Annotated in this window: 25 protein-coding genes and 1 pseudogene; 4 read left to right on the top strand and 22 right to left on the bottom strand. The window is 70.8% G+C overall.

Features of this window, described 5'->3' with window-relative positions; translation table 11 throughout:
* Positions 1-21: 21 nt before the first annotated feature.
* The 18 genes and pseudogenes from mmuM to OG892_RS31230 all read right to left on the bottom strand — a co-directional run bounded on the left by mmuM (position 22) and on the right by OG892_RS31230 (position 16,774).
* Complete coding sequence (mmuM, locus tag OG892_RS31315) at positions 22-1,053, bottom strand: homocysteine S-methyltransferase (RefSeq protein WP_371630822.1); 1,032 nt, start codon at positions 1,051-1,053, stop codon at positions 22-24.
* A gap of 17 nt (positions 1,054-1,070) precedes the next feature.
* Entirely contained in the window at positions 1,071-1,994 is a 924-nt protein-coding gene (locus OG892_RS31310) for an LLM class F420-dependent oxidoreductase (RefSeq protein ID WP_371630821.1), read from the bottom strand.
* Between the two features lie 103 nt (positions 1,995-2,097).
* A complete protein-coding gene (locus OG892_RS31305) occupies positions 2,098-2,634 on the bottom strand; it encodes a DUF6099 family protein (RefSeq protein WP_073734781.1) in 537 nt (178 codons plus the stop codon).
* A 125-nt stretch (positions 2,635-2,759) separates the two neighbouring features.
* Positions 2,760-3,119 (bottom strand): nucleotide pyrophosphohydrolase, encoded by a 360-nt coding sequence (locus OG892_RS31300; RefSeq protein ID WP_073734780.1) that lies wholly within the window; start codon positions 3,117-3,119, stop codon positions 2,760-2,762.
* Positions 3,116-4,390: an ATP-binding protein gene (locus tag OG892_RS31295; RefSeq protein WP_371630820.1), complete on the bottom strand. Its 1,275-nt coding sequence runs from the start codon at positions 4,388-4,390 to the stop codon at positions 3,116-3,118. The genes OG892_RS31300 and OG892_RS31295 overlap by 4 nt, the downstream gene beginning before the upstream one ends.
* A 125-nt stretch (positions 4,391-4,515) precedes the next feature.
* A complete protein-coding gene (locus OG892_RS31290) occupies positions 4,516-4,935 on the bottom strand; it encodes a cell division protein SepF (protein WP_199884366.1) in 420 nt (139 codons plus the stop codon).
* A gap of 83 nt (positions 4,936-5,018) precedes the next feature.
* Positions 5,019-6,293 carry a cytochrome P450 gene (locus OG892_RS31285; RefSeq protein ID WP_371630819.1) on the bottom strand — a complete coding sequence of 425 codons (1,275 nt, stop codon included), beginning with the start codon at positions 6,291-6,293 and terminating at the stop codon, positions 5,019-5,021.
* Positions 6,290-6,904 (bottom strand): ATP/GTP-binding protein, encoded by a 615-nt coding sequence (locus tag OG892_RS31280; protein ID WP_073734776.1) that lies wholly within the window; start codon positions 6,902-6,904, stop codon positions 6,290-6,292. The genes OG892_RS31285 and OG892_RS31280 overlap by 4 nt, the downstream gene beginning before the upstream one ends.
* Positions 6,882-7,235 carry a DUF742 domain-containing protein gene (locus tag OG892_RS31275; protein WP_073734775.1) on the bottom strand — a complete coding sequence of 118 codons (354 nt, stop codon included), beginning with the start codon at positions 7,233-7,235 and terminating at the stop codon, positions 6,882-6,884. The genes OG892_RS31280 and OG892_RS31275 overlap by 23 nt, the downstream gene beginning before the upstream one ends.
* Positions 7,232-7,657 carry a roadblock/LC7 domain-containing protein gene (locus OG892_RS31270; RefSeq protein ID WP_073734774.1) on the bottom strand — a complete coding sequence of 142 codons (426 nt, stop codon included), beginning with the start codon at positions 7,655-7,657 and terminating at the stop codon, positions 7,232-7,234. Before OG892_RS31270 ends, OG892_RS31275 begins: the two co-directional genes overlap by 4 nt.
* Positions 7,654-9,018, bottom strand: a complete 1,365-nt coding sequence (locus OG892_RS31265; RefSeq protein WP_328865004.1) for an ATP-binding protein — start codon at positions 9,016-9,018, stop codon at positions 7,654-7,656. The genes OG892_RS31270 and OG892_RS31265 overlap by 4 nt, the downstream gene beginning before the upstream one ends.
* A gap of 120 nt (positions 9,019-9,138) precedes the next feature.
* Positions 9,139-10,161, bottom strand: coding sequence for an MBL fold metallo-hydrolase (locus OG892_RS31260; protein WP_371630818.1), 1,023 nt, complete (start codon positions 10,159-10,161; stop codon positions 9,139-9,141).
* A gap of 252 nt (positions 10,162-10,413) precedes the next feature.
* Positions 10,414-10,596, bottom strand: a pseudogene (locus tag OG892_RS31255) (RICIN domain-containing protein); the annotation flags it as partial.
* Positions 10,597-10,614: 18 nt separating this feature from the next.
* Positions 10,615-11,790: a Gfo/Idh/MocA family protein gene (locus OG892_RS31250; RefSeq protein WP_073734771.1), complete on the bottom strand. Its 1,176-nt coding sequence runs from the start codon at positions 11,788-11,790 to the stop codon at positions 10,615-10,617.
* A gap of 70 nt (positions 11,791-11,860) precedes the next feature.
* Positions 11,861-13,501, bottom strand: a complete 1,641-nt coding sequence (locus OG892_RS31245) for a twin-arginine translocation signal domain-containing protein (protein ID WP_073734770.1) — start codon at positions 13,499-13,501, stop codon at positions 11,861-11,863.
* Between the two features lie 53 nt (positions 13,502-13,554).
* A complete protein-coding gene (locus OG892_RS31240; RefSeq protein ID WP_079193352.1) occupies positions 13,555-14,514 on the bottom strand; it encodes a carbohydrate ABC transporter permease in 960 nt (319 codons plus the stop codon).
* Positions 14,511-15,521, bottom strand: a complete 1,011-nt coding sequence (locus OG892_RS31235) for an ABC transporter permease (RefSeq protein ID WP_371630817.1) — start codon at positions 15,519-15,521, stop codon at positions 14,511-14,513. The genes OG892_RS31240 and OG892_RS31235 overlap by 4 nt, the downstream gene beginning before the upstream one ends.
* Positions 15,522-15,973: 452 nt before the next feature.
* Positions 15,974-16,774 carry a DeoR/GlpR family DNA-binding transcription regulator gene (locus OG892_RS31230; protein WP_073734769.1) on the bottom strand — a complete coding sequence of 267 codons (801 nt, stop codon included), beginning with the start codon at positions 16,772-16,774 and terminating at the stop codon, positions 15,974-15,976.
* A gap of 185 nt (positions 16,775-16,959) precedes the next feature.
* On the opposite strand from OG892_RS31230, the gene OG892_RS31225 reads away from it, so the two are divergent.
* Both OG892_RS31225 and OG892_RS31220 read left to right on the top strand, forming a co-directional pair.
* On the top strand, positions 16,960-17,844 hold the full coding sequence (locus tag OG892_RS31225; protein ID WP_371630816.1) for an SIS domain-containing protein: 885 nt from the start codon (positions 16,960-16,962) through the stop codon (positions 17,842-17,844).
* A 10-nt stretch (positions 17,845-17,854) separates the two neighbouring features.
* Complete coding sequence (locus OG892_RS31220; RefSeq protein WP_371630815.1) at positions 17,855-18,847, top strand: acyl-CoA thioester hydrolase/BAAT C-terminal domain-containing protein; 993 nt, start codon at positions 17,855-17,857, stop codon at positions 18,845-18,847.
* Here OG892_RS31220 and OG892_RS31215 read toward each other — a convergent pair.
* Together OG892_RS31215 and OG892_RS31210 are read right to left on the bottom strand one after the other, a co-directional pair.
* On the bottom strand, positions 18,829-19,383 hold the full coding sequence (locus tag OG892_RS31215; protein ID WP_371630814.1) for a hypothetical protein: 555 nt from the start codon (positions 19,381-19,383) through the stop codon (positions 18,829-18,831). The two genes, OG892_RS31220 and OG892_RS31215, sit on opposite strands and share 19 nt — an antisense overlap.
* 100 nt (positions 19,384-19,483) lie before the next feature.
* Entirely contained in the window at positions 19,484-20,173 is a 690-nt protein-coding gene (locus OG892_RS31210) for a TetR/AcrR family transcriptional regulator (protein ID WP_371630813.1), read from the bottom strand.
* Between the two features lie 125 nt (positions 20,174-20,298).
* Here OG892_RS31210 and OG892_RS31205 point away from each other — a divergent pair, with 125 nt between their 5' ends.
* On the top strand, positions 20,299-21,246 hold the full coding sequence (locus OG892_RS31205; RefSeq protein ID WP_371631723.1) for an NAD(P)-dependent alcohol dehydrogenase: 948 nt from the start codon (positions 20,299-20,301) through the stop codon (positions 21,244-21,246).
* A 27-nt stretch (positions 21,247-21,273) separates the two neighbouring features.
* On the opposite strand, the gene OG892_RS31200 is transcribed toward OG892_RS31205, so the two are convergent.
* Complete coding sequence (locus tag OG892_RS31200) at positions 21,274-21,675, bottom strand: Zn-ribbon domain-containing OB-fold protein (protein ID WP_073734763.1); 402 nt, start codon at positions 21,673-21,675, stop codon at positions 21,274-21,276.
* 132 nt (positions 21,676-21,807) lie between these two features.
* Positions 21,808-22,512 (bottom strand): TetR family transcriptional regulator, encoded by a 705-nt coding sequence (locus OG892_RS31195; RefSeq protein ID WP_073735181.1) that lies wholly within the window; start codon positions 22,510-22,512, stop codon positions 21,808-21,810.
* A 107-nt stretch (positions 22,513-22,619) separates the two neighbouring features.
* On the opposite strand from OG892_RS31195, the gene OG892_RS31190 reads away from it, so the two are divergent.
* A complete protein-coding gene (locus tag OG892_RS31190) occupies positions 22,620-23,405 on the top strand; it encodes an electron transfer flavoprotein subunit beta (RefSeq protein ID WP_371630812.1) in 786 nt (261 codons plus the stop codon).
* Positions 23,406-23,436 lie beyond the last annotated feature (31 nt).

Raw genomic sequence — 23,436 nt, 5'->3', positions numbered from 1 at the left:
GCTCCCTCCCACCAGGCAATTTCAGCCCGGCTCCGGTTCTTCCCGCCCTCCTTCCAGACGGTTCGCCGCCCGTGGGGCGAGCAGCGCGGCCAGCTCCGCGATGGTGTCGGGGCCGACTCGGCAGCAGCCTCCGACCAGCCGGGCCCCCGCCACCCGCCAGGCAAGGACCCGGCCGGAATCGAACGTGGCGCCTCCGGTCCATCCCCGTCCCCCGGCATCCCAGTGCTCCCCGCTGTTCGGGTAGACCACGACCGGCTTGCCGGTCACCTCCGCCGCCGTCCGCACCGCGAGGTCCGCGTCGGCCGGATCGCAGCAGTTCACCCCGACCGCCACCACCCGTTCGTACCCCGCCGCGAGGGCGAACGCATCCTCCAGCGGCTGTCCCGCCCTGGTCTCCCCCCGCGCCACGGTGTAGGAGAGCCAGACCGGCAGCCCGGACTCCTCCGCGACCCGCAGGAGCGCCTGCGCCTCATCCGTGTCCGGCACCGTCTCCAGTGCCAGCGCGTCGGGGCCGGCGGCGGCCAGCGCCTCGATCCGGGGGCGGTGGAAACGTTCCAGCTCCCGGACCGAGAGCCCGTACCGGCCCCGGTACTCCGCGCCGTCCGCCGTCACCGCCCCGTACGGGCCGACCGAGGCGGCGACCCACACATCCCGCTCCACCGAAGCCGCAGCCCGCCGGGCCAGCTCCACACTGCGGGCGAACAGCGCGGCCGCCTCCGCCCGCCCGGTACCGCGCCGCCCGAACCCTTCGAAACTCGCCTGGTAGCTGGCGGTGATCAGCACCTGCGCACCCGCCCGCACATATGCCGTGTGCGCCTGTTCGATCTGCTCGGGCCCGTCGGCGAGCAGCCGGGCGGACCACAGCGCGTCCGACAGATCGCAGCCCTGCGACTCCAGTTGGTTGGAGAGGCCGCCGTCGAGCAGGACCGTCCCCGCAGCGAGGGCGTCCGCGAGGGGCCGGGACGGCGTCCCGGCGAACGGCCGCCGGCCGGAGGCGTAGGCGTCACGGCCAGGATCGCGAGCGTCACGGCCGGGATCACGGGCGGGCTGCATGGGTGCTCCTCCCGGTCTCAGGTGAGCTGGGACTGGACCTGCGACGAGATCAGTTCCAGGTGGTCCAGGTCGTCGAGGTCCAGCACCTGGAGGTAGATCCTCGAAGCCCCGATGGCCTCGAACCGGCCGATCTTGTCGACCACTTCGGCGGGCGAGCCCGCCAGGCCGTTCGCCTTGAGCTCCGACACGTCCCGCCCGATGACGGCGGCGCGGCGCGCGACCTCGGCATCGTCCTTGCCGACACAGACGACCAGGGCGTTGGAGTACACCAGATCGTCCGGCCCCCGGCCCGCCGCCGCGGCCGCTTCCCTGACCCGGCCGAACTGCTGGTCGCTGTCCTCCAGACCGGCGAAGGGGATATTGAACTCGTCGGCGTATGTGGCTGCGAGCCTCGGCGTGCGCTTCGCGCCGTGCCCGCCGATCAGTACCGGCACCTTGGCCTGCGCCGGCTTGGGCAGTGCGGGCGAGTCGGTGAGCTGGTAGTACGTGCCGTCGTAACTGAACGTCTTGCCGACCTCGGTCGACCACAGCCCGGTGATGATCGCCAGCTGCTCCTCCAGCCGGCCGAACTTCTCCTGCGGGAACGGGATGCCGTACGCCTTGTGCTCATCCTCGAACCAGCCTGCGCCCAGGCCCAGTTCGACACGGCCGCCGGACATCTGGTCGACCTGTGCCACCTGGATGGCGAGCACGCCGGGGAGCCGGAACGTCCCCGCCGTCATCAGCGTGCCGAGGCGGATCCGCTTGGTCTCGCGCGCCAGCCCGGCGAGGGTGATCCAGGCGTCCGTCGGTCCGGGGAGGCCGTCTCCCCCGCCCATGCGCAGATAGTGGTCGGAACGGTAGAAGGCGTCGAAGCCGAGGTCCTCGGTCGCCTTGGCGACGGTGAGCAGGGTGTCGTAGCTCGCCCCTTGCTGGGGCTCGGTGAAGATTCGAAGATCCATGGATCCATCCTGCACCCCCGGACTCCGCCCGGCCTTCTCCCGCTCCCTTTCGCCGCCGCTCCGCCGTCGCGGTGTCCCGATCGCCCCGGGCGCAGGGGACGGCTCAGGGCCGTCCGGCAGCCGGGCCCGCCGGTCCGTGCAGCACTCCGTGGGGGCCATCCCGCTCCCTGCTGCGCTCCAGATCCTCCCGGCGCTCACGGTCGCGTTCGTCGAGGAGCCGGAGCATTCCGTGGACCCGGTCCGTCGACTCGTCGGCGGCGTCGATCGCCTCCATGCACTGCCAGTACAGGCCCTGTTCATCCGTCTCGCACGCCACCCCGACCAGGGCGATCCCCACCTCCCCCAGGAGCGCGCCGAGGCCCGTCAGCGCGGCGCGCGGGTCAGCCACCTCGGAGAGCTGCGCCGCCCTGGCCACCCCGGCCCGCGCCGCCGGGTGGTCCAGTGCCCCGTTGCTTCTTCCGCCGATCTCGCTGAGGCCTCCCGCCTCGCCCCGTAACTCCTTGGGGCCGCTCGCCGCCAGCCTGCTTCCGACCGCCTGCGCCAGGGCCTGGGCCTGCCAGGCCTCGGCGATGATGTCCGGCGTGCCCCTGCTCCGGGCCAGCGCCTGCCTGATGACCGCTACCAACCGCTCCGCTTCCATGTGTTGCCCCCGTTCGGTACGAAAACCCGCTCACCTCTTCCATTACCCACAGTGAGGGCGGTGGTACCGAAAAGCCAGAGGATTTCGGAAATCTGTGGACACCTTGTCGACTGTGAATAAGTTGATCACTCCGAAGAGTGACGAACGGCCGTATCCGAACCCTTCGTGGCCGGGAAGCGCGCCTCATTCCGCTCGATCTTGGCCGCCAGCGCCGCGAGCGGATCGATGTCCAGCACCGCGCAGAACTGCAGCAGATAGGCGAGGACATCAGCGACCTCGTCCGACACCCGGTGCGCGGAACCGGGCTCCTCCATCACGCGGGCCGACTGCTCCGGCGTCAGCCACTGGAAGATCTCCATGAGTTCGGATGCCTCGACGCTCAGCGCCGAAGCCAGGTTCTTCGGGGTGTGGTACTGCTCCCAGTCGCGTGCGGCCGCGAAGGCGGCGAGCCGTCGTTGCAGGGCGGGTACGTCGAGTTCTGTCACGGTTCCAGGTCTACCACCGTCGCTCCGGCCGTCCCGCGGGCCCGTGCGGCACCCGCCTCCGTCACCGTGCCGAGCAGCCGGACCCGGCCACCGGCCACCGCCGAGGCCGCCTCGGTCAGCAGCTCCCGGCTCTGCCGCCCGTCCAGATCGCGGTCGAACCCGTCGGTCAGCACCGTTCGGGTCTGCAGGGCCGCCGGCACCTCGGAGCCGGCATCCGCCGGGTCCGTCCCAGGGCCCATGAGCAGGGCCACGCCCAGTGCCAGGTAACGCAGTTCGCCGTCACCGAGCCGTTCCAGCGGGGTGCCGGGTCCGTCGCCCCTGGCCAGGACCGTGCGGACCCGCCCGTCCGCGAGCCGCTCGACGCGGAGCCCGGTCACCGGGCGCGCGCATCCGGCGTCCGCCAGCGCGACCAGCCGGGCATGACGGCGCCCGGACGCGTACCCGTCCCCGTAACCGGTCCCGTAACTGCCCCCGTGTCCGGCCCCATCGCCGCGCCCACGTCCACGCGCGCGCCCCTGCCCGTTGTACGCGGCGTGCAGAACCGCCGCGAGGTTCCCGCAGTCGCGGCGGAGCCGGCCCTCGCCCGGCGGCACCGGTGTCCGCATCCGATGAGGCCGCGGTTCGCAGACGAAGGCCGGGCGCAGAGCGACGACCAGCTGTTCGGCGGCGGCCAGCACCTGTAGCTGGCCCGGCGTCCGGCCCGCGACCCGCAACGGCAGCAGCGCCGTGCCGAGCCGGTCGTCCGGCAGCCGTTCCCGTGTCACCGGAAGCTCGTCGGCGGTGTGCCAGGCCGCCTGGAGCGTCGACTGCCCCGGATCGCGCAGCACGGTGCTGAGCAGGGTCACCCCGGCCAGGGTCAGCCGCTCCCCGACGATCCGCAGGGAGGGCTCGGCCTGGATGGCGAGTTCGAGCCGGACCGGGCCGGCCGGGCCGTCCGCCGTGCACCCGATCCGGAAGCAGCGCCGCCCCTGCCGGTCGGCCCCGGCCCCTTCGGGCACGCACCCCGCCGGGTCGGGGAAGACCTCGTCGAGCGGCGCCCCGGCGGCCAGCCGGGACAGCGCCTCGTAGGCCCGCAGCACACTCGACGTACCACTGAGGAGGGTGAGCGGGGCCAGCGGCAGGACCGTGCCCACGTGCGCCGCGAAGGCGGAGAGCCGCAACTCGGTCACGACGGGTCCGGCACAACGCTTGGACCAACGGGCGGAGTCGGCGCCGGGTGACTGTGAAGGACCCGCGCAGGGCGGAACGGCACGGAGGCTGGGTGCGGTCATGCCAAGGACCGTATGCACCCGCCTGCCCGCCGAACCGTTCCGCCGGAGCGCTCGTCCTTCCATCGAAGGAACCGCCTCCCCCGCCCGCATGGCACACCGCCCAACGGGGTAGACCTCACCACGTTTCAGGCTCCCGGCACACCCGCCGCCGTCACGCCCTCGACCTCCATGCCGATGGGCGACAGCAGGAAGACGTTCCGGTCCACCCGGTGCATCCCACTCCCGAGACCGAAGACGACACCGCTGGTGAAGTCCAGGATCCGCTTGGCCACATCGGGTTCCGCGCCGGTCAGGTCGAGCAGCACCGGAACCTGCCCGACCAGGTACTCGGCCACCTCGCGCGCGTCCGCGAAGACCTGGACCCGCAGCACCACCATGCGCCGCTGCTCGGCGCTCTCCCGCTCCTCCGGGACCGTCCGGTGGTCCACCCGGGAGGGCCACTCGTTGCGGCTGCGCAGTGGTACGACCTGGGCCAGTCCCTCCCACTGCTCGTCGGTGACGTCATACCTGTCGTACCTGCTCACCGGACCACTCCGTCTGTGCATCGGTCGGCGTTGCGCCGGCTGCGCTCACTGTTCATCGGGCAATTCTCTCGCCCCTCACCCGTTCGGCCTACCAGCGACACGGTTCAGGACCCGATCGACACCTTCGGAGTGCTGCCGGAGACGGTCGCGGAGCCCGCGTCCGGGCCGGCGGCGGGTGTCGTGTCCAGCGGTGTGAAGCGAACCGGAAGGTGTGCCAGGGCCCGGTGGAACGGGCCGGGCCGCCACAGCAGTTCGCTCACCGGAACGGTGAGTTCCGCGTCGCACAGCTGGCTGGTGAACTGTTCGATCGCGGTCATCGCGATGAGCAGCGCGGGCTGCTTCGCGGGGCACCGGTGCGGCCCCGCCGACCAGGCGAGGTGGGCGCTGGCCCCGGAACGGACCCCTTCTTCCGGTGTGACCACGGCGGACTGGGTGTTGGCGGCGCCGAAGGAGACCAGGACCAGCTGTCCGGCGTGCAGCCGCACCCCGTGGAACTCGGTGTCGTGGCGCGGGTAGTGCGCGGCCAGGTTGGCGATCGGCGGTTCCTGCCACAGGACCTCGTTGATCGCCTCGTGCGCGGTCATCGCTCCCCCGTGCAGCGAGCCCGCGTACCGCTCGTCGGTGAGCATGTGCAGGATGGAGTTGCCGATGAGGTTGGTCGTGGGGTCGTGGCCCGCGCTCATCACCAGGGTTATCTGCCGGACCGTCTCGTCGTTGTCGAGACGGGCCGGATGTGCGAGCAGGTACGAGGTCAGATCGCGGCGCGGACGGGCGCGCCGGTCGGCGACGAGCCGGGTGACGACGTCGATGAGGTCGGCGTACGCCTCGGCGGCGCCCTGGGCCGAGTTCATCATGCCGCCGATGCCGTCGATGATCCGTTCACCGTCGTCGGGTGCGACGCCGAACCAGGTGATGAAGACGTGCAGCGGGAGCCGTCGGGCGTACTGGGCGATGAGGTCGCCGGTGCCGGTGGCCGCGAACTCCCCGATGAGCTGCTGGGCGGCCCCGGCCACCTCCGCCCGCAGGATGTGCGGTTCGATCAGCGCGAGGCTGTCGTTGATGGCTTCGCGGTAGCGGGCGTGCTCCTCGCCGTCGCTGAACAGCGCGGTGGGACGGTGGCTGAGCACGGGCAGCACCGGCGAGTCGGGCGGGACCGTCGCCTGCCAGTCGCGGGGGTCCTTGCTGAAGGTGTGGGTGTCGCGCAGCAGGTCGACGGCCGCCTGATAGTCCGTGACCAGCATCGCCTCCACGCCGGGCGCGATCCGGACCTGTGCCAGGGGGCCGTCCTCGCGCAGCCTGCGGTAGTGGCCGTGCGGGTCGGCCGCGAAGTCGGGGCCGTACAGCGCAACGGGCTGCGGCGGCTGTGCGAACAGGGTCATGACGGGTCCTCGGGTCGCGGCAGTCGGGTCAGCACGTGTTCGGCCAGCGCGATCAGGGCGTCGATGCTGCCGCGCCGTTCCCGGGCGTCGCACTGGATCAGCGGGGTCCCGGGGGCGAGGTCGAGGTGTTTGCGCAGCACCTCGTCGCTGTGGGCGGGCGCGTCGGGGAAGCGGTTGACCGCGACGGCGTACGGCAGCCCCTGCTCCTCCACCATGTCCATGACCGCGAAGGAGTCGCCGAGCCGCCGGGTGTCGACCAGGACGAGCGCGCCGAGCGCGCCCCGCGCGATGTCCTCCCACAGCGGCAGGAACCGCTGCTGGCCGGGTGTGCCGAACAGGTAGAGCACCAGGTCGTCCAGGACGGTGAGACGTCCGAAGTCGATGGCGACCGTGGTGGTGGTCTTGTCGGGGAGCCCGGCGGTGTCGTCGAGCAGGGTGCTGGACTGGGTCATCGCCTCCTCCGTATGGAGGGTGGCTATTTCGGAGAGCGTACGGATCAGGGTCGTCTTGCCCACGCCGAAGGGACCCGTGACGACGATCTTCATCAGGGTCCGGGCGGCTGTCGGCAGATAGCCGACGCCGGTCCGGTCAGTGGAGGGAGCGGAGTCCAACGAGCAGCCTCTCGACGAGCGACCGGTCGATCTCCCCGGCACTGGGTATCGGCGGTCGCGTGAGCAGAAGTCCGGCGGCCGCGAGGTCCGTGGCCAGGAATACGGTGGCGCTGACCGGCAGGTCCAGATGGGCCGCGCACTCGACGACGGTGAGGGCGCCCGGTGCCAGCAGTTCGCACAGCCTGCGCTGTTCAGAGCCGGTGTCCGGGGGCAGGGCCGTATCGGTGCGGACGAGCACGGCGAGCCGGTCGAGCGCGGGGCCGGCGGGCCGGGACCGGCCGCCGGTGACCAGATAGGCGGGGATCAGGCGGCGTCCCGGTCCGGAGCTCATGGCCGGGCGGCGGTGTCCGGTTGGCGGGCGGGCGCGTGCATCGCCCGGGTCAGCGCGGTGACCTGCACCTGCATCTGGTAGGCGATGTCACCGAGTTTGGCGCCGGGTTCGGCGAAGAGGGCGAGCGTGGTGTTGTTCCCCGCCGGTACGACGACGGCGAAGCCCAGATCGGATTCGACGACCGTCTGGGCCAGTTTCGGTCCCTCGACGTCGGTGAACGCCGTGGTGAAGGCGCGCGCCGCGGCGTGCAGCGTGGCCGTCATCGCGGCGACCCGTTCGCCGGACGCCCGGTCGAGGCCGGGTGAGGCGCCCTCGATGAGGCCGTCACCGGTGGCGACCACGGCGTGCTGGACTCCGGGCAGCTCCAGCAGCGGGGTCAGCACCCATGCGAGGTCGCCGGTGGTGTGGCTGGGGGCGCTCACGTCTCGTCGTCTCCTTGGTCGTCCTGGTCGCCCAGGTGGTCGTGGCCGTCCGATTCCGGTGCGGGGGCCCGCCCGGCGACGCTCCTGCCGTTGAGGGTGCCTTGCTGGAGGGCCGCCCAGGAAGACTCCGCCTGCTCCGGTGTACGGGGCACCTGTCCGGCGGCCGGGACGGCGGCGGGGGCCGGGGCCGCGGCCGGCCGGGGTGCGCGCCGGCGCCTGCTGGGCAGTCCGGCCGGTTCCGCGACGGGATCCGCCCTCGGCGGTTCCTGCGCGGGCGCGGCGGCGGCCTCCTCGGCCTGCGCGGCCTGCGCGGATACGGGGGCCGGTGCCAGGGCGGAGAGGGTCCGGTCCTCCTTCAGCACGGTCAGCAGATGTGCGGGGACGCGCAGGATGGTCCGCATGCCGCCGAACGGCGAGGCCTCGATGTGGCAGTGGAAGCCGTACTGCGTCACGAGCCGGCCGACGACCGCGAAGCCGGTCTGCGGCGGGTCGCCCAGCTCGGTCAGGAGCACCTCGGAGGGGCCGGCCAGCAGGGCGCGGGCCCGGTCGAGCGCGTCCTCGTCCATGCCGATGCCCGCGTCGTCGACGACCAGGAACGCGCCCCGGCCACCGCTCTGCTGGAGTGTCACCGTCACATCGGTGTCGGGGTGGGAGTACGCGGTGGCGTTGGCGAGCAGTTCGGCGAGGGCGATCGCGAGGGGTTCCGCGGCCCTGGCCGCGAGCGCGATCCGTTCCTCGCGCAGGTGGTTGGCCACCTTGATGCGCTCGTAGCCGGCGACGCGGGACTGGGCCCCGAGCACGATCTCGACGAGCGGTGAGTTCTGCCGGGCCAGGCCGGGCCAGGCGTCGCAGAGCACGGCGGTGGACTGGGTCCGGCGCAGGGCCAGTTCGTTGCGGAAGTCCAGTTGCAGGATGCGCGGGTCGTCGTACTCGTGCTGGAGCTCGTGCAGCAGTTGCTGGGACTGGTTGAGCAGCGACTGGATCTTGGCCGAGGTGCCGCGCATCGCCGCACGGGCGGCGGCGTCGACGCGCTGCCGTTCCTCGATGACGGCGGTCCTGGCGGCCTGTACGGCCTCGGTGAGCAGCCGGGCGGCCTCGCCGTCCACCTCGGCGGCCTCCCGCAGTCCGGGGACCTGGGCGCTGGAGTGCGAGAGGGCGACCGCGGCGGCCGGGATGCGCCTGTGGGCCAGCTGCCGGATCTCGTCGACGAGCGCGGCGGTGCGCGCCTCCGCGGCCTTCATCTGCCGTTCGGTCAGCTCGGCGTGGGCCATGGCGAGCTGTTCCGAGCGGGCGGACCCGTACGAGCGCGTCGTCGCCGCCACGGCGGCCACGACGGCGATCACCGCCACGATCCATCCCATGCCGTTACCGCGTTTCTGTCGTCGGGCCGGTTCTCCGGCCGGGGCGGCGGTGGAGGACCGGACGGTCGGCCCGGCCCGGGGGCCGGGAGGGTGGCCCGGCCTGTGCGGCGGGCCGGGTGCTCACTCCACCGCACCCGCGGGCTCACGGGTCTGCTCCGCTTGCTGTTCCGCTCCCCGCTCCACTTCCCGGGCGAGCACGGCCACCTCTGTCATCACTTGGAGCACGCCCGGCATTTCCGAGCCGTCGAGCTGCCGGTACTCGCTGCCGATGGTCACGACCAGCCGCTCGGGGAGACCGAGTTCGGGGTGGCGGCCCTCGCCGATCACCCGGCGGGCCGCCTCCGGTGCGGGCACCCCGGCGGCGTGGAGGGCGTGGGCCCGCTCCCGTATGTACTCCAGATAGGCGATGTGGTCGCGTACCCCGGCCCGGTCGAGGACCGGTCCGTGGCCCGGCACGATCGTCTCGGCTCCGGTGGCCAGCACCTGTTCGCAGGCGGCGATCACGTTGCTCAGCGGGCCCGCCCAGTGGATCGGGTGGTCGCCCGGCTGCCCGGGTGTCGAGGAGAAGATGATGTCGCCGCTGAACACGGCGCCCTGGGCCGGCAGATGGACCATCAGATCACCGGTGGTGTGGGCGGACGGCAGGGCGGTGATCCGGACCGGGTACTCCCCCAGGGTCAGTTCGAGCTCGCCGGTGAAGTAGGTGGTCGGCCGGACCGGTTCGGTCTCGGACCAGTCGAACAGGCCGAAGTGGCGGCCGAGGTAGGCGCCGAGCGGCCCCGCCGGGTCGCTGCCGTTGACCAGGGCGTGCTGCTGCTTCGGGGTGGGCTCGTAGTGGATGTGGTCCCGGGCCTCGCGGGTCGCGATGATCTCCGCGTCGGGAAGCACGCCCGCGCCCCAGAAGTGGTCGCCGTTGGCGTGCGTGACGATCACCCGGTCGACGGTGACGCCAGCGGGCAGCAGTTTCGTGCTCTCGGCCAGGAACTGTCCCGCCAGTACCGGGTCGTACGGGGTGTCGATCCAGAGCGCGCCCCGGGGCGAGCCGAGCAGGCCGCAGTTGGCCAGCCCCCAGCCCCGCCTCGGCGGGAGCCAGGCGTGCAGGCCCCGGCCCAGGTCAACGACGCGCCCACCCGTGATCGACATGGACGCGATTATGCCGACCGGTTTCCGGTCGCGCGTTCGAACTCGGACACAGCAGCCATTCACTGGCTTGAAATCGCCGTTTCATTCCGCCCGGAACGGCTCATCGGTGACCGTCCGAGAGCGGCGAAACCGTCCGCCTTACGGGATTATCCGGATGAAACGGCCGTATCCCCTGGCCGATGATTACTTCTTCGCCATTACGCAGTGAGCCGCCGTCAAACCGGAAGAGGCCGATTACCCACCGAGCATGACTCAAAACAGACGCCACCGGGCCCCCGGCAGGACCGCTGGAAGCGATCTGACGGGGGCCCGGTGGCGCGATACGGCCCAAGGAACGGCCGGCACGTTCCACTGCTGGTTGGCGCCGCCACCGCAGTCCCACAGCCTGAGCGCGGTCCCGTTACCGGTGTCGCCGCCGGGGACATCGAGACAGCGCCCGGACGCCTCAGATCCTCAGGAGCGGACCTGACCGCGTTCGAAGTACGCGATCAGCTCGGGGTCGAGGGCGGGCACGTCGTACGGCGCACCGCCCTCACGCAGCGAGCGGGTCGCGAGCACACCGGCGGCGACGCTCATCCGGGCGGCGACCGGCGAGGTGTCGGTGACGCCCCCGTCGCGCGCGAAGCGGCAGAACTCCTCCATGATCCGGCTGTCACCGCCGCCGTGCGAGCCCTTCGCCTCCGGCACCCGGTAGGTGATGTCGGCGTCCGCGCGGTAGCCGCTGGGGCCGGTGTTCCAGACCTTGACCTCGTCACCGGGGCTGTCGCCGAAGTTCTCCAGCCGTCCTTCGGTGCCGATGACGGTGTAGTTGCGCCAGTAGTCCGGGGTGAAGTGGCACTGCTGGTAGGCGGCGACCACGCCGTTGTCGAGCTGCATGTTCATCACGGAGACGTCCTCGACGTCCACGATGTGGTGCAGGTCCTTGCGGGCGGTCGGCGGCCAGTCGAACTCGCGCAGCCAGTTGTCCGGGCGCGGGGTGTCCGGCTCGCGCCGCGGCAGGTCGCCGTAGACCAGCAGGTCGCCCAGCGCGTTGACGCGCCGGGTGTAGCCGCCGGCCAGCCAGTGCAGCACGTCGATGTCGTGCGCGGCCTTCTGGAGCAGCAGACCGGTGGTCCGGGTCCGGTCGGCGTGCCAGTCCTTGAAGTAGTAGTCGCCGCCGTAGCCGACGAAGTGACGTACCCAGACGGCCTTGGGCTCACCGATGTCGCCGCGGGCGATGATGTCGCGCATCAGCCGCACGACACCCATGTGCCGCATGTTGTGGCCGACGTAGAGCCGGGTCCCGGTCTCGTACGCGGCACGCAGGACGTTGTCGCAGCTCTCGACGGTGATCCCGAGCGGCTTCTCGACGAAGACGGCCTTGCCCGCCCGCAGCGCGTCGATGGCGATGGCCTCGTGGGTGTCGTCCGGGGTGGCGATGATGACCGCGTCGATGTCGTCCCGGCCGAGGAGCAGCTTGTAGTCCTCGACCGCGACATCCGTACCGAAGCGCTCGGCCTCGCGGCTGCGCACCTCGGGGTCGAGGTCGCAGACGGCGGTGATCGCCGAACCCTGTCCGGGGTGGTGGGCGGACATCGCGATGGAACGGCGCAGGCCGAGTCCGATGACGCCGAGTCGCAGGTCTGACACGGGGGTCCCTTCTCTGTCTGTACGGGTGGTGCGGGTGGTGCGGACGAGGACCGGCTTCCCCGGCCCCTGGCTACTTGCCGGCGAGCGAGGCCTCGAACTCGGCACGCATCTTGTCACCGCCGCCGGAGCGCCACTCGCGCAGCTGCTCCTTGTAGGCGGAGATCGGCTTGCGGCCCGCGATGATGTCCTTCTGGCAGTCGGCCATCGCGGTGGTGAGCGAGGGGCTCTTGCTGGTGGACGTGTCGGAGAAGTGGCCGCTCGTCGGGTTCGTCTGGCTGATCTTGAGGAGCTCCTGCTGCCAGCCGTGGATCTTTCCGGCCAGCTCCGGCTGTCCGGGCAGGTAGATGTACTCGGGGCCCGCGGCGAGGAAGGCCAGCGGCATCGCCGTGGTCACCGCCTCCGAGCTCCCCTTGGCGGTGAGCTTGACGTCGCCCTTGGCCGTACGCGTGAAGTGCGTGCCCTCGATGCCGTTGTCGAGGAAGAGGCGCTCCTCCGTACCGAAGGGGGCGGCCAGGTAGTCCATGACGCCCAGCAGCATCTTCACGCGCTTGGCGTCGGCCTTCTTGTTGATGGCGGTGTAGCCGACGGAGCCGTAACCCATGCTGTACCTCGGCTTCGCTCCGGCCTTGGCGGCGAAGGGGACGATGACGCCGAACGGGAAGTCGTACGTCTTGGCGTCCACCAGGAAGCTGGGGAAGGACTGCACATAGGCGCCGAGGCTGCCCTGCGCCATCTTCTCCATGGTCGTGGAGAGGTTGGGGTCGGGCCAGAAGAGACCGGCCTTGGCCACCTTGACGGCGAACGCCACCGCCTCCTGGTACTCCTCCGTCTCGTACATGTGGACCAGCTTGCCGCCCTCCAGGCGCCAGCCGCTGGGCGCGCCGAACCACTGGCCGAACATGCCGGTGTGGTTCACGTACTCCGGCTCCAGGACGTACTTGTTGCGCTTGGCGTCCAGGAGCTCCTTGCCCTTGGCGAGGAAGTCCTCCGCGCTGCTGAACTCGGCGCCGCCGACCGGCTTCCAGAAGTCCTGGTTGACGACGTAGACCTGGCCCATCGATCCGTAGGCCACGGTGACGCCACGGATCTTGCCGTTGACCACGGCGGTCTTCCAGGCGGTGGTCGGCAGGTTCGCCAGGTTCGGGTAGTCCTTCACCGCGTCGCCCGAGAGGTAGGGGGTGAGGTCGTGGAACTTGGCGTCCAGCAGTTCGGGCACCCGCTGGATGCCCTGGTTCGGCGGGAACCAGACCAGGTCGGGTATGTCGCCGCCGGCCATCATGGCGTTGAACTTCTGGAGGTAGGCGTCGACGCCCTGGTCCACGACGATCGTCATGTCGAACCGCGCCCCGAGGCGCTTGTTCAGCTCCTGCCAGTAGGCGTTCTTGCCCTGCGGCGGTGCGGGCGTGGTGAACGTCTCGGTGAGGGCCGTGATGCGGCTGCCGTCACCGGGCGCCTTGGCCACCGACTTGGTGAGGGCCTTGGGGTAGCGCAGGTACGTGGCGTCCAGACCGGCCGCGTTGCCCGCCAGGTCCGCGGGGGCGGTCTGCACGGCCGCGTACGTCGGCAGCTTGAGCTTGGCCGACGCCTTGGAACCGCCCTTGCTGACCGTGGCACCGCTGCCGCAGGCGCTCAGGGTCGACAGCCCGGCCACGGTCAGGCCGGCGATTCCCGCGGCGCCCATGAATCCGCGCCTGGACAAGTTGGTGGACATGGGGCTCCTTGAAAGGTGTGAAGTGCGTGGCGGCGACGAAGGCGGTGGGCGGATCAGCCCTTGATCGCCCCGGTGAGAACGCCCTTGACGAAGAATTTCTGCAGGAAGGGGTACACGCAGAAGATGGGCACGATGGCGATGATCAGCACGGCCATCTGCAAGGACGTCGAGGGCGGAATCGAGTGGACGCCCATGGCCGACGCGTTGATGCTCTGCCCGTTGAGCACGTAGCTGCGCAGGATCACCTGGATGGGGAACTTGCCGGAGTCGTTGAGGTAGAGCACCGCGTTGAAGAAGCTGTTCCAGTACCCGACCGCGTAGAACAGTCCGACCACGGCGAGGACCGCCTTGGACAGCGGGAGGACGATCCGGAAGAGGACCGTGACCTCACCGGCGCCGTCGATCCGGGCCGCGTCGTACAGCTCCTCCGGGATGCTCTGGAAGAAGGAGCGGACCACCACGATGTTGAACGCGTTGAGCAGCACCGGAAGGATCAGCGCCGCGTAGGTGTCCAGCATCTTGAACTGCTGGACCGCCAGGTACGTCGGGATGATGCCGGGGGCGAAGAGGAACGTGCCCAGCACCAGCAGCAGGATCGGCTTGGCGAGGACCGTGCCTGGGCGCGAGGTCCCGTAGGCGATCATCACCGTGCACGCCAGGCTGAGCGCGGTGCCGACCAGCGTGATCCCGATGGAGACGAGCGCGGCCTGCGTGACGACCCCGCCGGACAGGACGACCCGGTAGGCCTCCAGCGTCGGGTGATGCGGCAGCAGTACGTAACCGCCGTTGGCGTTCAGCTCCTCGCGGCCGGCCAGGCTGGTGCCGATGGCGAGGACGAACGGGTAGAGCACGATCACGGTGAGGACGATCAGGGCCAGACCCTTGGCGCCCTGTCCGTACCAGTGGGGGCGCTCCATCCACGGCGGCCTGCCGTTGGAGACGCGCAGGCCCCCGCCGGGCCGTGGGCCGAACCTGGCACTGCGCAGCCGGGTCGCGACGGACTGCTGGCTCATCGGTAGACTCCCTGCTCGCCGAAGCGGTGGGCGAGCTTGTTGGCGGCGAGGATGAGGGCGAATCCGATGACGCCCTTCATCAGGCCGGCGGCGGTGCTCATGCCCCAGTCGCCGTCCACGACTCCGTGGAAGTACACATAGGTGTCCATGACTTCGGAGGCGTCCGGGCCGACGGCGTCACGCTGCAGGATGATCTGCTCGAAGCCGACCGAGAGGATGTCGCCGAGCCGCAGGATCAGCAGCATCAGGATCACCGGCCGGATGCCCGGCAGGGTGATGTGCCAGATCCGGCGGAGCCAGCCGGCGCCGTCCATCGCGGCGGACTCGTACTGGCCCATGTCGATCGAGGCGATGGACGCCAGGAAGATGATCGTGCCCCAGCCGGTGTCCTTCCAGATGGCCTGGGCGGTGATCAGCAGCTTGAAGGTGCCGGGGTCCGTCATCACGTTGCCGATGCTGACGCCGTGCTCCATCAGCAGCGTGGTGACCGAACCCGCGCCGCCGAGCACCTGCTTGAACATGGCCACCACGACGACCCAGGACAGGAAGTGCGGGAGGTACACGACGGTCTGGATGAACCGCTTGATCTTCTCGCTGATCAGCGAGTTGAGCAGCAGGGCCAGGGCGATCGGTGCCGGGAAGTACAGCACCAGCTGGATCGCGGTGATCTGGAGCGTGTTGGAGACCGCACTCCAGAAATCCGGTTCGGCCAGCAGCGCGGTGAAGTTCGAGAGCCCGACGAACGGGCTCTGCTTGAAGCCCAGGAACGGCTGGTAGTCCTGGAAGGCGATGACGTTGCCCGCGAGCGGCAAGTAGAAGAAGAGCGCAAAGTACAGAACACCGGGCAAGCAGAAGAGCAGAAGCGCTTTGTCCCGTTTCAGCCGGTGCCGGAGCGGCTGCCGTATTCGGTTCTTCTTGGGCTTCTTCCCGGTGGGCAGGTCGGCGCCGTCCGGGTCGCGGGGCTGCGGCACGGACTGCCGCGCTGCTGTGACCGGCACATCTGCCATCGTCACAGGCACCTCCAGGGCTGATGGAACGAGAGAACGTCCCGCATACGTGGAGGCGGGCCGCTTCCCGTGAGGGGCACGGCCGCTGCTCCTTCACGGCGACAGGCACATAGTTCACGACAGCGCACCCGAATGGCAAGAGTTGTTCATTTCACAGAGGTAACGAACATCTATTGACATCCAAAAGCCACAACATGCAGCGTGCCGGCACACCCGGCGGATCGAAATATGCACAGAAGAGGCACAAGGTGGTCGTGAAGCGACCGCAGCCGACGCTGCCAACCCCTCAAATCCGGTCTCTGCATGCTTGGTTGTGATCGATCAAGCACGCGTAAGCGCATGTTCCAGCACTGCCGGACGCGGTCCAGGGCACGCGAAACGGCGGGCCGCCCGCACCCTTCGGGTGGGGCGGCCCGCCGTTCGGCCGACTCGTTCAGCTCGGTACAGAAGGTTCAGACGGCGATGACGGTGACGCCGGCCTCCGTGAAACGGGCCGTCGCCTCGGCCGGGATGCCCTTGTCGGTGACCAGGAAGTCGATCAGCCCGAGGTCGAAGACCCGGGCGAAGGCCCGCTTGCCGATCTTCGAGGAGTCGGCCGCCACCACCACCCGCTGGGCCTGCTGGGCGAGCAGCCGGTTGATGCTGGCCTCGCCCTCGTGGTGGACGTACGCGCCGCGTTCGGTGTCGATGGCGTTGACCCCCAGCACAGCGACATCCAGCGTGATCTCACCGAGTACGCCACTGGCCAGCGGGCCCGTCAGCTCGTACGACTGGGGCCTGGCCACCCCGCCGGTCACCACGATCTTTATCTGCGGCCGGATCACCAGCTCGTTGGCGATGTTGAGGGCGTTGGTGACCACGGTCAGGGTCGGCTGCCCGGCCGCCCCCGCGGCGGCGTCCCCCACCAGGTCGGAGCGGACGGCGAGCGCGCGGGCCACCTCGGTGATGGTGGTGCCGCCGGTCAGCCCCACCACTTCACCGACCGCGACCAGTTCGGCCACGGCGCGGCCGATGGCCTGCTTCTCCGGGGCGTTGCGCCCCGTCTTGTACCGCAGCGCCAGCTCGTAACTGACCCCGTGCGCGACCGCGCCGCCCCGCGTACGGGTGAGCAGCTGCTGGTCGGCGAGCTGGTCCAGATCTCGGCGGATGGTCGCCGCCGAGACATCCAGCACCTTCGCGGCGTCCTCGACGTCCACCCGGCCATGCTTGCCTACGAGCTCCAGCAGTGAGTTCCACCGGGTATCCCTGGACACGTGCACTCTCCTCACAGGTCCGGCCGCGTGCGCCCATCCCCTTGGGCACCAATCACCGGGCTCGCGCAAGCGTCGCACAAGGCCCTCGCGAGTCAAGTCACCTGCAAGAAAAATGCTTGATAATGCTTGCACATCCCGTATACCGTGCGTTTACGAGCATCCCATCACCAGTACGGAGTGCAAAAGTGTCATTTGTCGAGATCGAGACAGCCAGTCAGCCGGACTGCTGGCGTCGCGCCGCGGATCTGGCGCAGAGCCAGGCGGCCGTACTGCCCGCGTCCGGCGAGCGCATCGCCGTGGTCGGCTGCGGCACCTCGTTCTACATGGCTCAGGCATACGCCTCGCTCCGTGAGGACTCCGGCCAGGGCGAGACCGATGCCTTCGCCGCCTCGGAGTTCCCGTTCGGCCGCCGCTACGACCGGGTCGTGGCCCTCACCCGTTCCGGCACCACGACCGAGGTGCTCGAACTCCTCGACCGGCTGCGCGGCGTCACCCCGACAGTGGCCATCACCGGTGACCCGCAGACCCCGGTGATGACATCCGCGGACGCGGTCGTGGTGCTCGACTTCGCCGATGAGCAGTCCGTCGTGCAGACCCGCTTCGCGACCACGCTGCTGACCCTGCTCCGTGCCCACCTCGGTCTGCACACCGACGCCGTGGTCCGCGACGCGGAGACCGCGCTGGCCGAACCGCTGCCCGAAGGGCTGCTGGACTGCACCCAGTTCACCTTCCTCGGCCGCGGCTGGACGGCCGGTCTCGCCAACGAGGCCGCGCTGAAGATGAAGGAGGCCTCGCTGTCCTGGACGGAGGCGTACGCCGCGATGGAGTACCGCCACGGCCCCATCAGCATCGCCACCACGGGCACCGCGACCTGGATGTTCGGCACCGCCCCCGAGGGCCTGCGCGAGCAGGTCGAGGAGACCGGCGCCCGCTGGGTGGAGAGCGGTCTGGACCCGCTGGCCGAACTGGTCCGCGTCCAGCGCCTGGCCATCGCCCGCGCCGCCGCCCGCGGCCTCGACCCGGACAGCCCGCGCCACCTCACCCGTTCCGTGGTGCTGGCCGACGCCTAGGCCTGTGCCTGTGCCTGTGCCTGACATCGTCGAGGGCGGCGCGGATGCCGCGGGCGGGCGCGGCGCGGATGCCTGGACGGGTTTCCGCGCCGCGCCCGCGCACGGCGGCGACGCCGGGGTGCTCGTGCTCTCCGGGTCCAGCGGGCGGATCGAGGACGAGCGGTGCCGGCTGCTGGCCCGGGAGGGCTTGGCCGCCCTCTCGATCCGCTGGTTCGGCGGCCCCGGACAGCCGCCGGGCATCTGCGAAGTCCCGCTGGAGACCTTCGCCTCCGCGCTCGACCGGCTCCGCGCGGAGGGGGCCCGCCGCATCAGTGTCCTGGGCGTCTCCAAGGGCGCGGAGGCCGCACTGCACCTGTCCGTGCTCCAGCCCGGCATCGACGCCGTGGTGGCGCTCTCCCCCACCTCGCTGACCTGGGCGAACATCGGCCCCGGCCGGGACGGTTCGACGACGCCCCACCGGTCCTCCTGGACCTGGCGCGGGCAGCCGCTGCCGTTCGTTCCCTACGACACCGGCTGGACGGCCTCCGAGCCGGCGGGCGCCCCGGTCTCGGTCCTCGGCTGGTACGAACAGAGCGTGCGGGCCCGCCCGGACCGGGTTCCCGCCGCGGCCATCCCGGTCGAGAGGTCCGCCACCGAACTCGTGCTGGTCGCGGGCGGGGACGACCTGATGTGGCCCTCGCTCCGGTACGCGCGGGAACTGGCCGCCCGGCGGCGGGCGGCAGGCCTCCCCGTCCGGCTGGTCACCCGCGCCGACGCGGGACACCGGCCGCGGCTGCCCGGCGAGGGGGCCGTGCCCGCGTCCGGCACCTTCCGGCACGGCGGCTCACCGGCGGCCGACGCGGCGCTCGGAGCGGCCGCCTGGCCGCACATCCGCCGCGCGCTCCTCGGCCCCGGCCCGCGTCCCGGTACGGGCCCGGCCGCGCCGGCCACCGGTCAGGACTCCGCGTCAGGCACCGGTCAGGACTCCGCGTCGGCCGCCGCCGGTCAGGACTCCTCGAAGTAGGCGTCCAGGACCGCGTCGAAGCCTTCCGTCCACTCCTTGAGGCTGCTCCTGGCCGCCGCCTCGACCTCGGCGTTGAACCACCGCATGCTCGACATGTGGACCGTGATCGTGAACCGGCGGCCGAACCGGGCCGGCTTCAGCTCCACCGCGCCGATCTCGTCCCAGCGGAAGTCGGCCTCCTGGTCGTCCAGCGTGAACCGGATGCCCGCACGGTCCGCGGTGATCGAGCCGCGGCGGTCGCTCACCTCGAACGCGGGACCGTCCTCGTCCGTGTTCGCCTTCTCGTCCTCGTCCTCCTCGTCGTCCGCCGCCTCTGCGACGGCCTCGCCGCCGGATTCCGCGCCCTCGGACGCGGCCTCCGCCTCGGCGGGCGCGGCGTCCTCGGGCACGGCGTCCTCTGGTGCGGGCTCCTCGGTCCGCTCCGGCTCCTCGTCCGCCTTTCCGGTGGCTCGGGGGGCCGTGAGACCAGGGATGTACGCCGGGTCTGTCCCTGCGGCGTACGCGGGCTGAGTGTTCGGATCTATGCGCTGCTCCACGGCGGGCAGTATGGCCGACGAACCTGTACGGGGCCAGTAAGACCGTGTTCACCCGGCCGGTTCGGGCGGTCGGCACAGGCGGATGAGCGGGCCGGCCGAGTCACGGACCTGTCGGGAGCCGGTGGATGCGGTTCAGTTCCAGCGGGGCGGGCGGCGGGAGGGGCGCGGCGTGCCCGGCCCGGAAGGACTGGAGCAGATAGCCGGTCAGGCGCCGGGACGCGGCCGCCGAGATCTCCGGTGAGTCCCCGGCGACGCCGTTGTTCGCCAGCAGCAGGAGCGTGACGTCGCTGGGGTCGAAGTCGGCGCGGAGCTGCCCCGACTCCTGCGCGCGCCGCACCAGTCGGGCGATTCCCTCCTCCGCGCGGACCCGCTCGCCGTCGAGGTCCACGGCGTCGGGGAACCGGGAGAGGAACGCGGCGGTGAATCCCCGGTCGGTGGCCTGCATCGCGCACACCTTCTCGATGAGCGAGCAGAAGCCGCGCCAGGGGTCGGGGTCTCGCAGCGCCGAGTCGAGGGCCGCGACGCACACGGCGAGCTGCTCGGAGAAGGCCTCCGTGACGAGGGCGGCGCGCGTGGGGAAGCGCCGGTAGAGCGTGGCGACCCCGACACCGGCCCGCCGGGCGATCGTGGTGACCGGCACGTCGATGCCCTGGGCCGCGTAGGCCTCCCGGGCGGCTTCGAGGATGCGGTCACGGTTGTGCCGGGCGTCGGCCCGCAGACCGGCCGGGGCGGCGGACGCCGAGGCTTCACCGGCCGCGGAGGGGCGCTTCCGAGAGGGCTGAGCAGGCATGTCTCTCACTTTACGGTAAGTGGAAGGCACCATCCACTTAGCCTGTTAGCTTCGAGGAGAAGGAAGCGGAAACATGATTCCGCTTACGGTTCCCGAGGCAGAGCAGGACAGGACACGTGGACGAGATGCGCGCGGCCCTCTACGACCGGTACGGCCCTCCGGAGGTGCTGTACGTGGGCAAGGTGCCCGTGCCGGACGTCAAGCCCGGCGAGGTGCTGGTCCGCGTCCGGGCGGTCGGGGTGAACGGCGGTGAGCTGTACGGCCGGGCCGGAAAGGTACGCCTGGTGACGGGGCGTCGTTTCCCCCAGCGCACCGGGATCGACTTCGCGGGCGAGATCGCCGCGCTGGGTCCGTCCGTGACCGGGGTGCGCGCGGGCGAACGCGTGTGGGGTGTGCTGCCGCGGCGGCTGGGCAGCGCGGCGGAGTACGTCGCCGTCACCACCCGGAACATCTCGCCCGCCCCGGAGAACCTGACGCCCGAACAGGCCGTCTCCCTGCTGGCAGGCGGCACGACGAGCCTGACCGCGCTGACCGACAAGGCCGCCCTCAGACCCGGTGAGCGGCTTCTGGTACGCGGAGGCAGTGGCGGGGTCGGCAGCATCGGGGTCCAGGTCGGCAAGTTGCTCGGCGCCCGTGTCACCGCTCTCGCGGGGGCGAAGAACCTCGGCTTCGTCCGCGGCCTGGGAGCCGACGAGGCCTTCGACTACCGGACGACCGGCCCCGCGGAACTGGGCGCCTTCGACGTCGTCCTGGACACGGTCGGCACCCGGCACCGCGACTTCCGGCGGCTGTTGGCCCCGGGCGGGCGCATGGTGGCCGTGTCCTTCGACATCGAGAACACCCTCCGCTCGCTCTCCTACCTCCTCACCTCGATCCGCCACGGCTCCGGGCGCGTGCGGTTCTTCAGCGGCAACCCGGACACCGGGCTGCTCACCCGGCTGGCCCGGTACGCCGAGGACGGCAGCATCCGCCATGTCGTGGACACCGTCCGCCCCCTCGCGGACATCGCGGACGCCCACCGCGCCCTCGAAGCGGGCGGCGTACGCGGCAAACACGTTCTGCGGGTCGAGTGAAACGGGGCCTGCCGGGCCGCCGCGGCGTCAGTACCAGCCCGCCGTGAGGGGCGGGTCGCAGAGTTCGAGGACCACCTCGCCCGCCTCCGAGGTCGTGCCGCCCACGGGCCGGACCCGGTCACCGACGCTCACCAGGTGGGGCGCCGCTCCCACGATCCGGCACCGGTACACAAATCCCTCCGGGAAGCGGACCAGCGACTCGTTCCGCATCACCCGCGAATAGCGGTTCACGACGCTGGACCGTACGACGACGCCGTGACCGTCGCTCCGTTCCGGTTCGAGATCGCTCGACGCGCAGACGGGGCACAGCAGTTTGCGGAACGAGGCGGTGCCGCACCATCGGCACAGCTGGTAGACCAGCCCCTCCACGGTATGCGGATCCGCCGGGTCGCAGGCCGTCCGCCCCACATCGGTTCCGGTACTGAACACGTCTCGGCCTCCCGCGCTCGACTGGGTGCGCCGCACCGCCGGCGACGGCACACCGGCACCGTATGGCACTTAGTGCCAGCACGTAAAGGTACTGAGTGCCGAAACTTGCCGAAGCGTCGCCCCGTCGGCCGCTCAGTCCTGGCCGAGAGCGGATTCGATGCGCTGCACCACGCGCCACATGGGGGCGCCCTTCGCGGCGACCATCACGATCACCTCGTCCTCGGCAGTGGTCGCGGCGGGCCGTGCGGACGCCTGTCCCCACACCGTGCGGACGAGTTCGAGCGCCCGGTCCACCTCGGCGCCCGCATCGCCCTGCCCGCCCGAACGCAGCCAGGACCGGAGGCCGTTGTTGTGCGCCGCGACCACGGAGGCGGCGATCACCTCGGCGCGCAGCGCGGCCTCCCTGGTGCCGTCGCCGCGCCGCTCCAGGTAGCCGGCGAGGGTCCGTTCGTAGCGGCGTACGACGGAGAGTTCATAGGTGCGCAGACCGGGCACCTCCCGGGTGAGCCGGTAACGCTGCACGGAGAACTCCGGGTTCACCGCGTACATCCGCAGGACGAGCCGGGCCGCGTCGCACACCGTGTCCACCGGATCGCCGTCACCGGCTGCCTCCAGGAACGCGGTCATGTCCGCGAGGCACCGCTCGTGATCGGGGAAGACCGCGTCCTCCTTCGACGGGAAGTAGCGGAAGAAGGACCGCCGCCCGACCCCCGCCCTGGCGACGATGTCGTCCACCGTGGTCCGCTCGAACCCGCGCTCCATGAAGAGCCCGAAGGCAGCCTCCGCGAGCACGTCACGCATGGGCGGCTTCTTGGCCGGTCCGCGGTCATCGGTCATGGCGGAAACGTAGCACCAGAAGCAGCCGTCCGGCACTGCGTACCTTTACTCAGGGTACTGAGTGCCATAGAGTCGGATCACGAACCGCATCAGTGAGGAGAGCCGGCGTGAGCTTGAGGATCGTTGTCTGTGTGAAGTACGTGCCCGACGCGACCGGTGACCGGCATTTCGCCGATGACCTGACGTTGGATCGTGAGGATGTCGACGGGCTGTTGTCGGAGCTGGATGAGTACGCGGTCGAGCAGGCGTTGCAGATCGCGGCCGGGGTCGATGACGCGGAGGTCACCGTGTTGACGGTGGGTCCGGAGGATGCCAAGGACGCGTTGCGCAAGGCGTTGTCGATGGGTGCGGACAAGGCTGTTCACGTCGAGGACGACGATCTGCACGGCACGGATGTGATCGGTACGTCGTTGGTGCTGGCGAAGGCGGTCGAGAAGACCGGTTACGACCTGGTGATCGCGGGGATGGCGTCGACGGACGGCACGATGGGTGTGGTTCCGGCGCTGCTCGCGGAGCGGCTGGGGGTGCCGCAGGTGACGCTGCTGTCGGAGGTGTCGGTCGAGGGCGGTGTCGTGCGGGGTCGTCGGGACGGTGACACGGCCTCTGAGCAGTTGGAGGCGTCGTTGCCGGCGGTGGTGTCGGTGACCGACCAGTCGGGCGAGGCGCGGTATCCGTCGTTCAAGGGGATCATGGCGGCGAAGAAGAAGCCGGTCGAGTCGCTGGATCTGGATGATCTGGGGATCGAGGCCGGTGAGGTGGGTCTGGGCGGTTCCTGGACCGTGGTCGATTCCGCGGATGCGCGTCCGGCCCGTACCGCGGGCACGATCGTGAAGGACGAGGGCGAGGGCGGCAAGGCGCTGGCGGAGTTCCTGGCCGGCCAGAAGTTCATCTGAGTTCCGGCTGTCCCCCTCGCCTCCCCCGCCT

It is taken from the genome of Streptomyces sp. NBC_00341, assembly GCF_041435055.1.
GTDB lineage: Bacteria > Actinomycetota > Actinomycetes > Streptomycetales > Streptomycetaceae > Streptomyces.
Note: the sequence above shows the minus strand (reverse complement) of the source record. Positions and strands in the feature narration are given on the sequence as shown.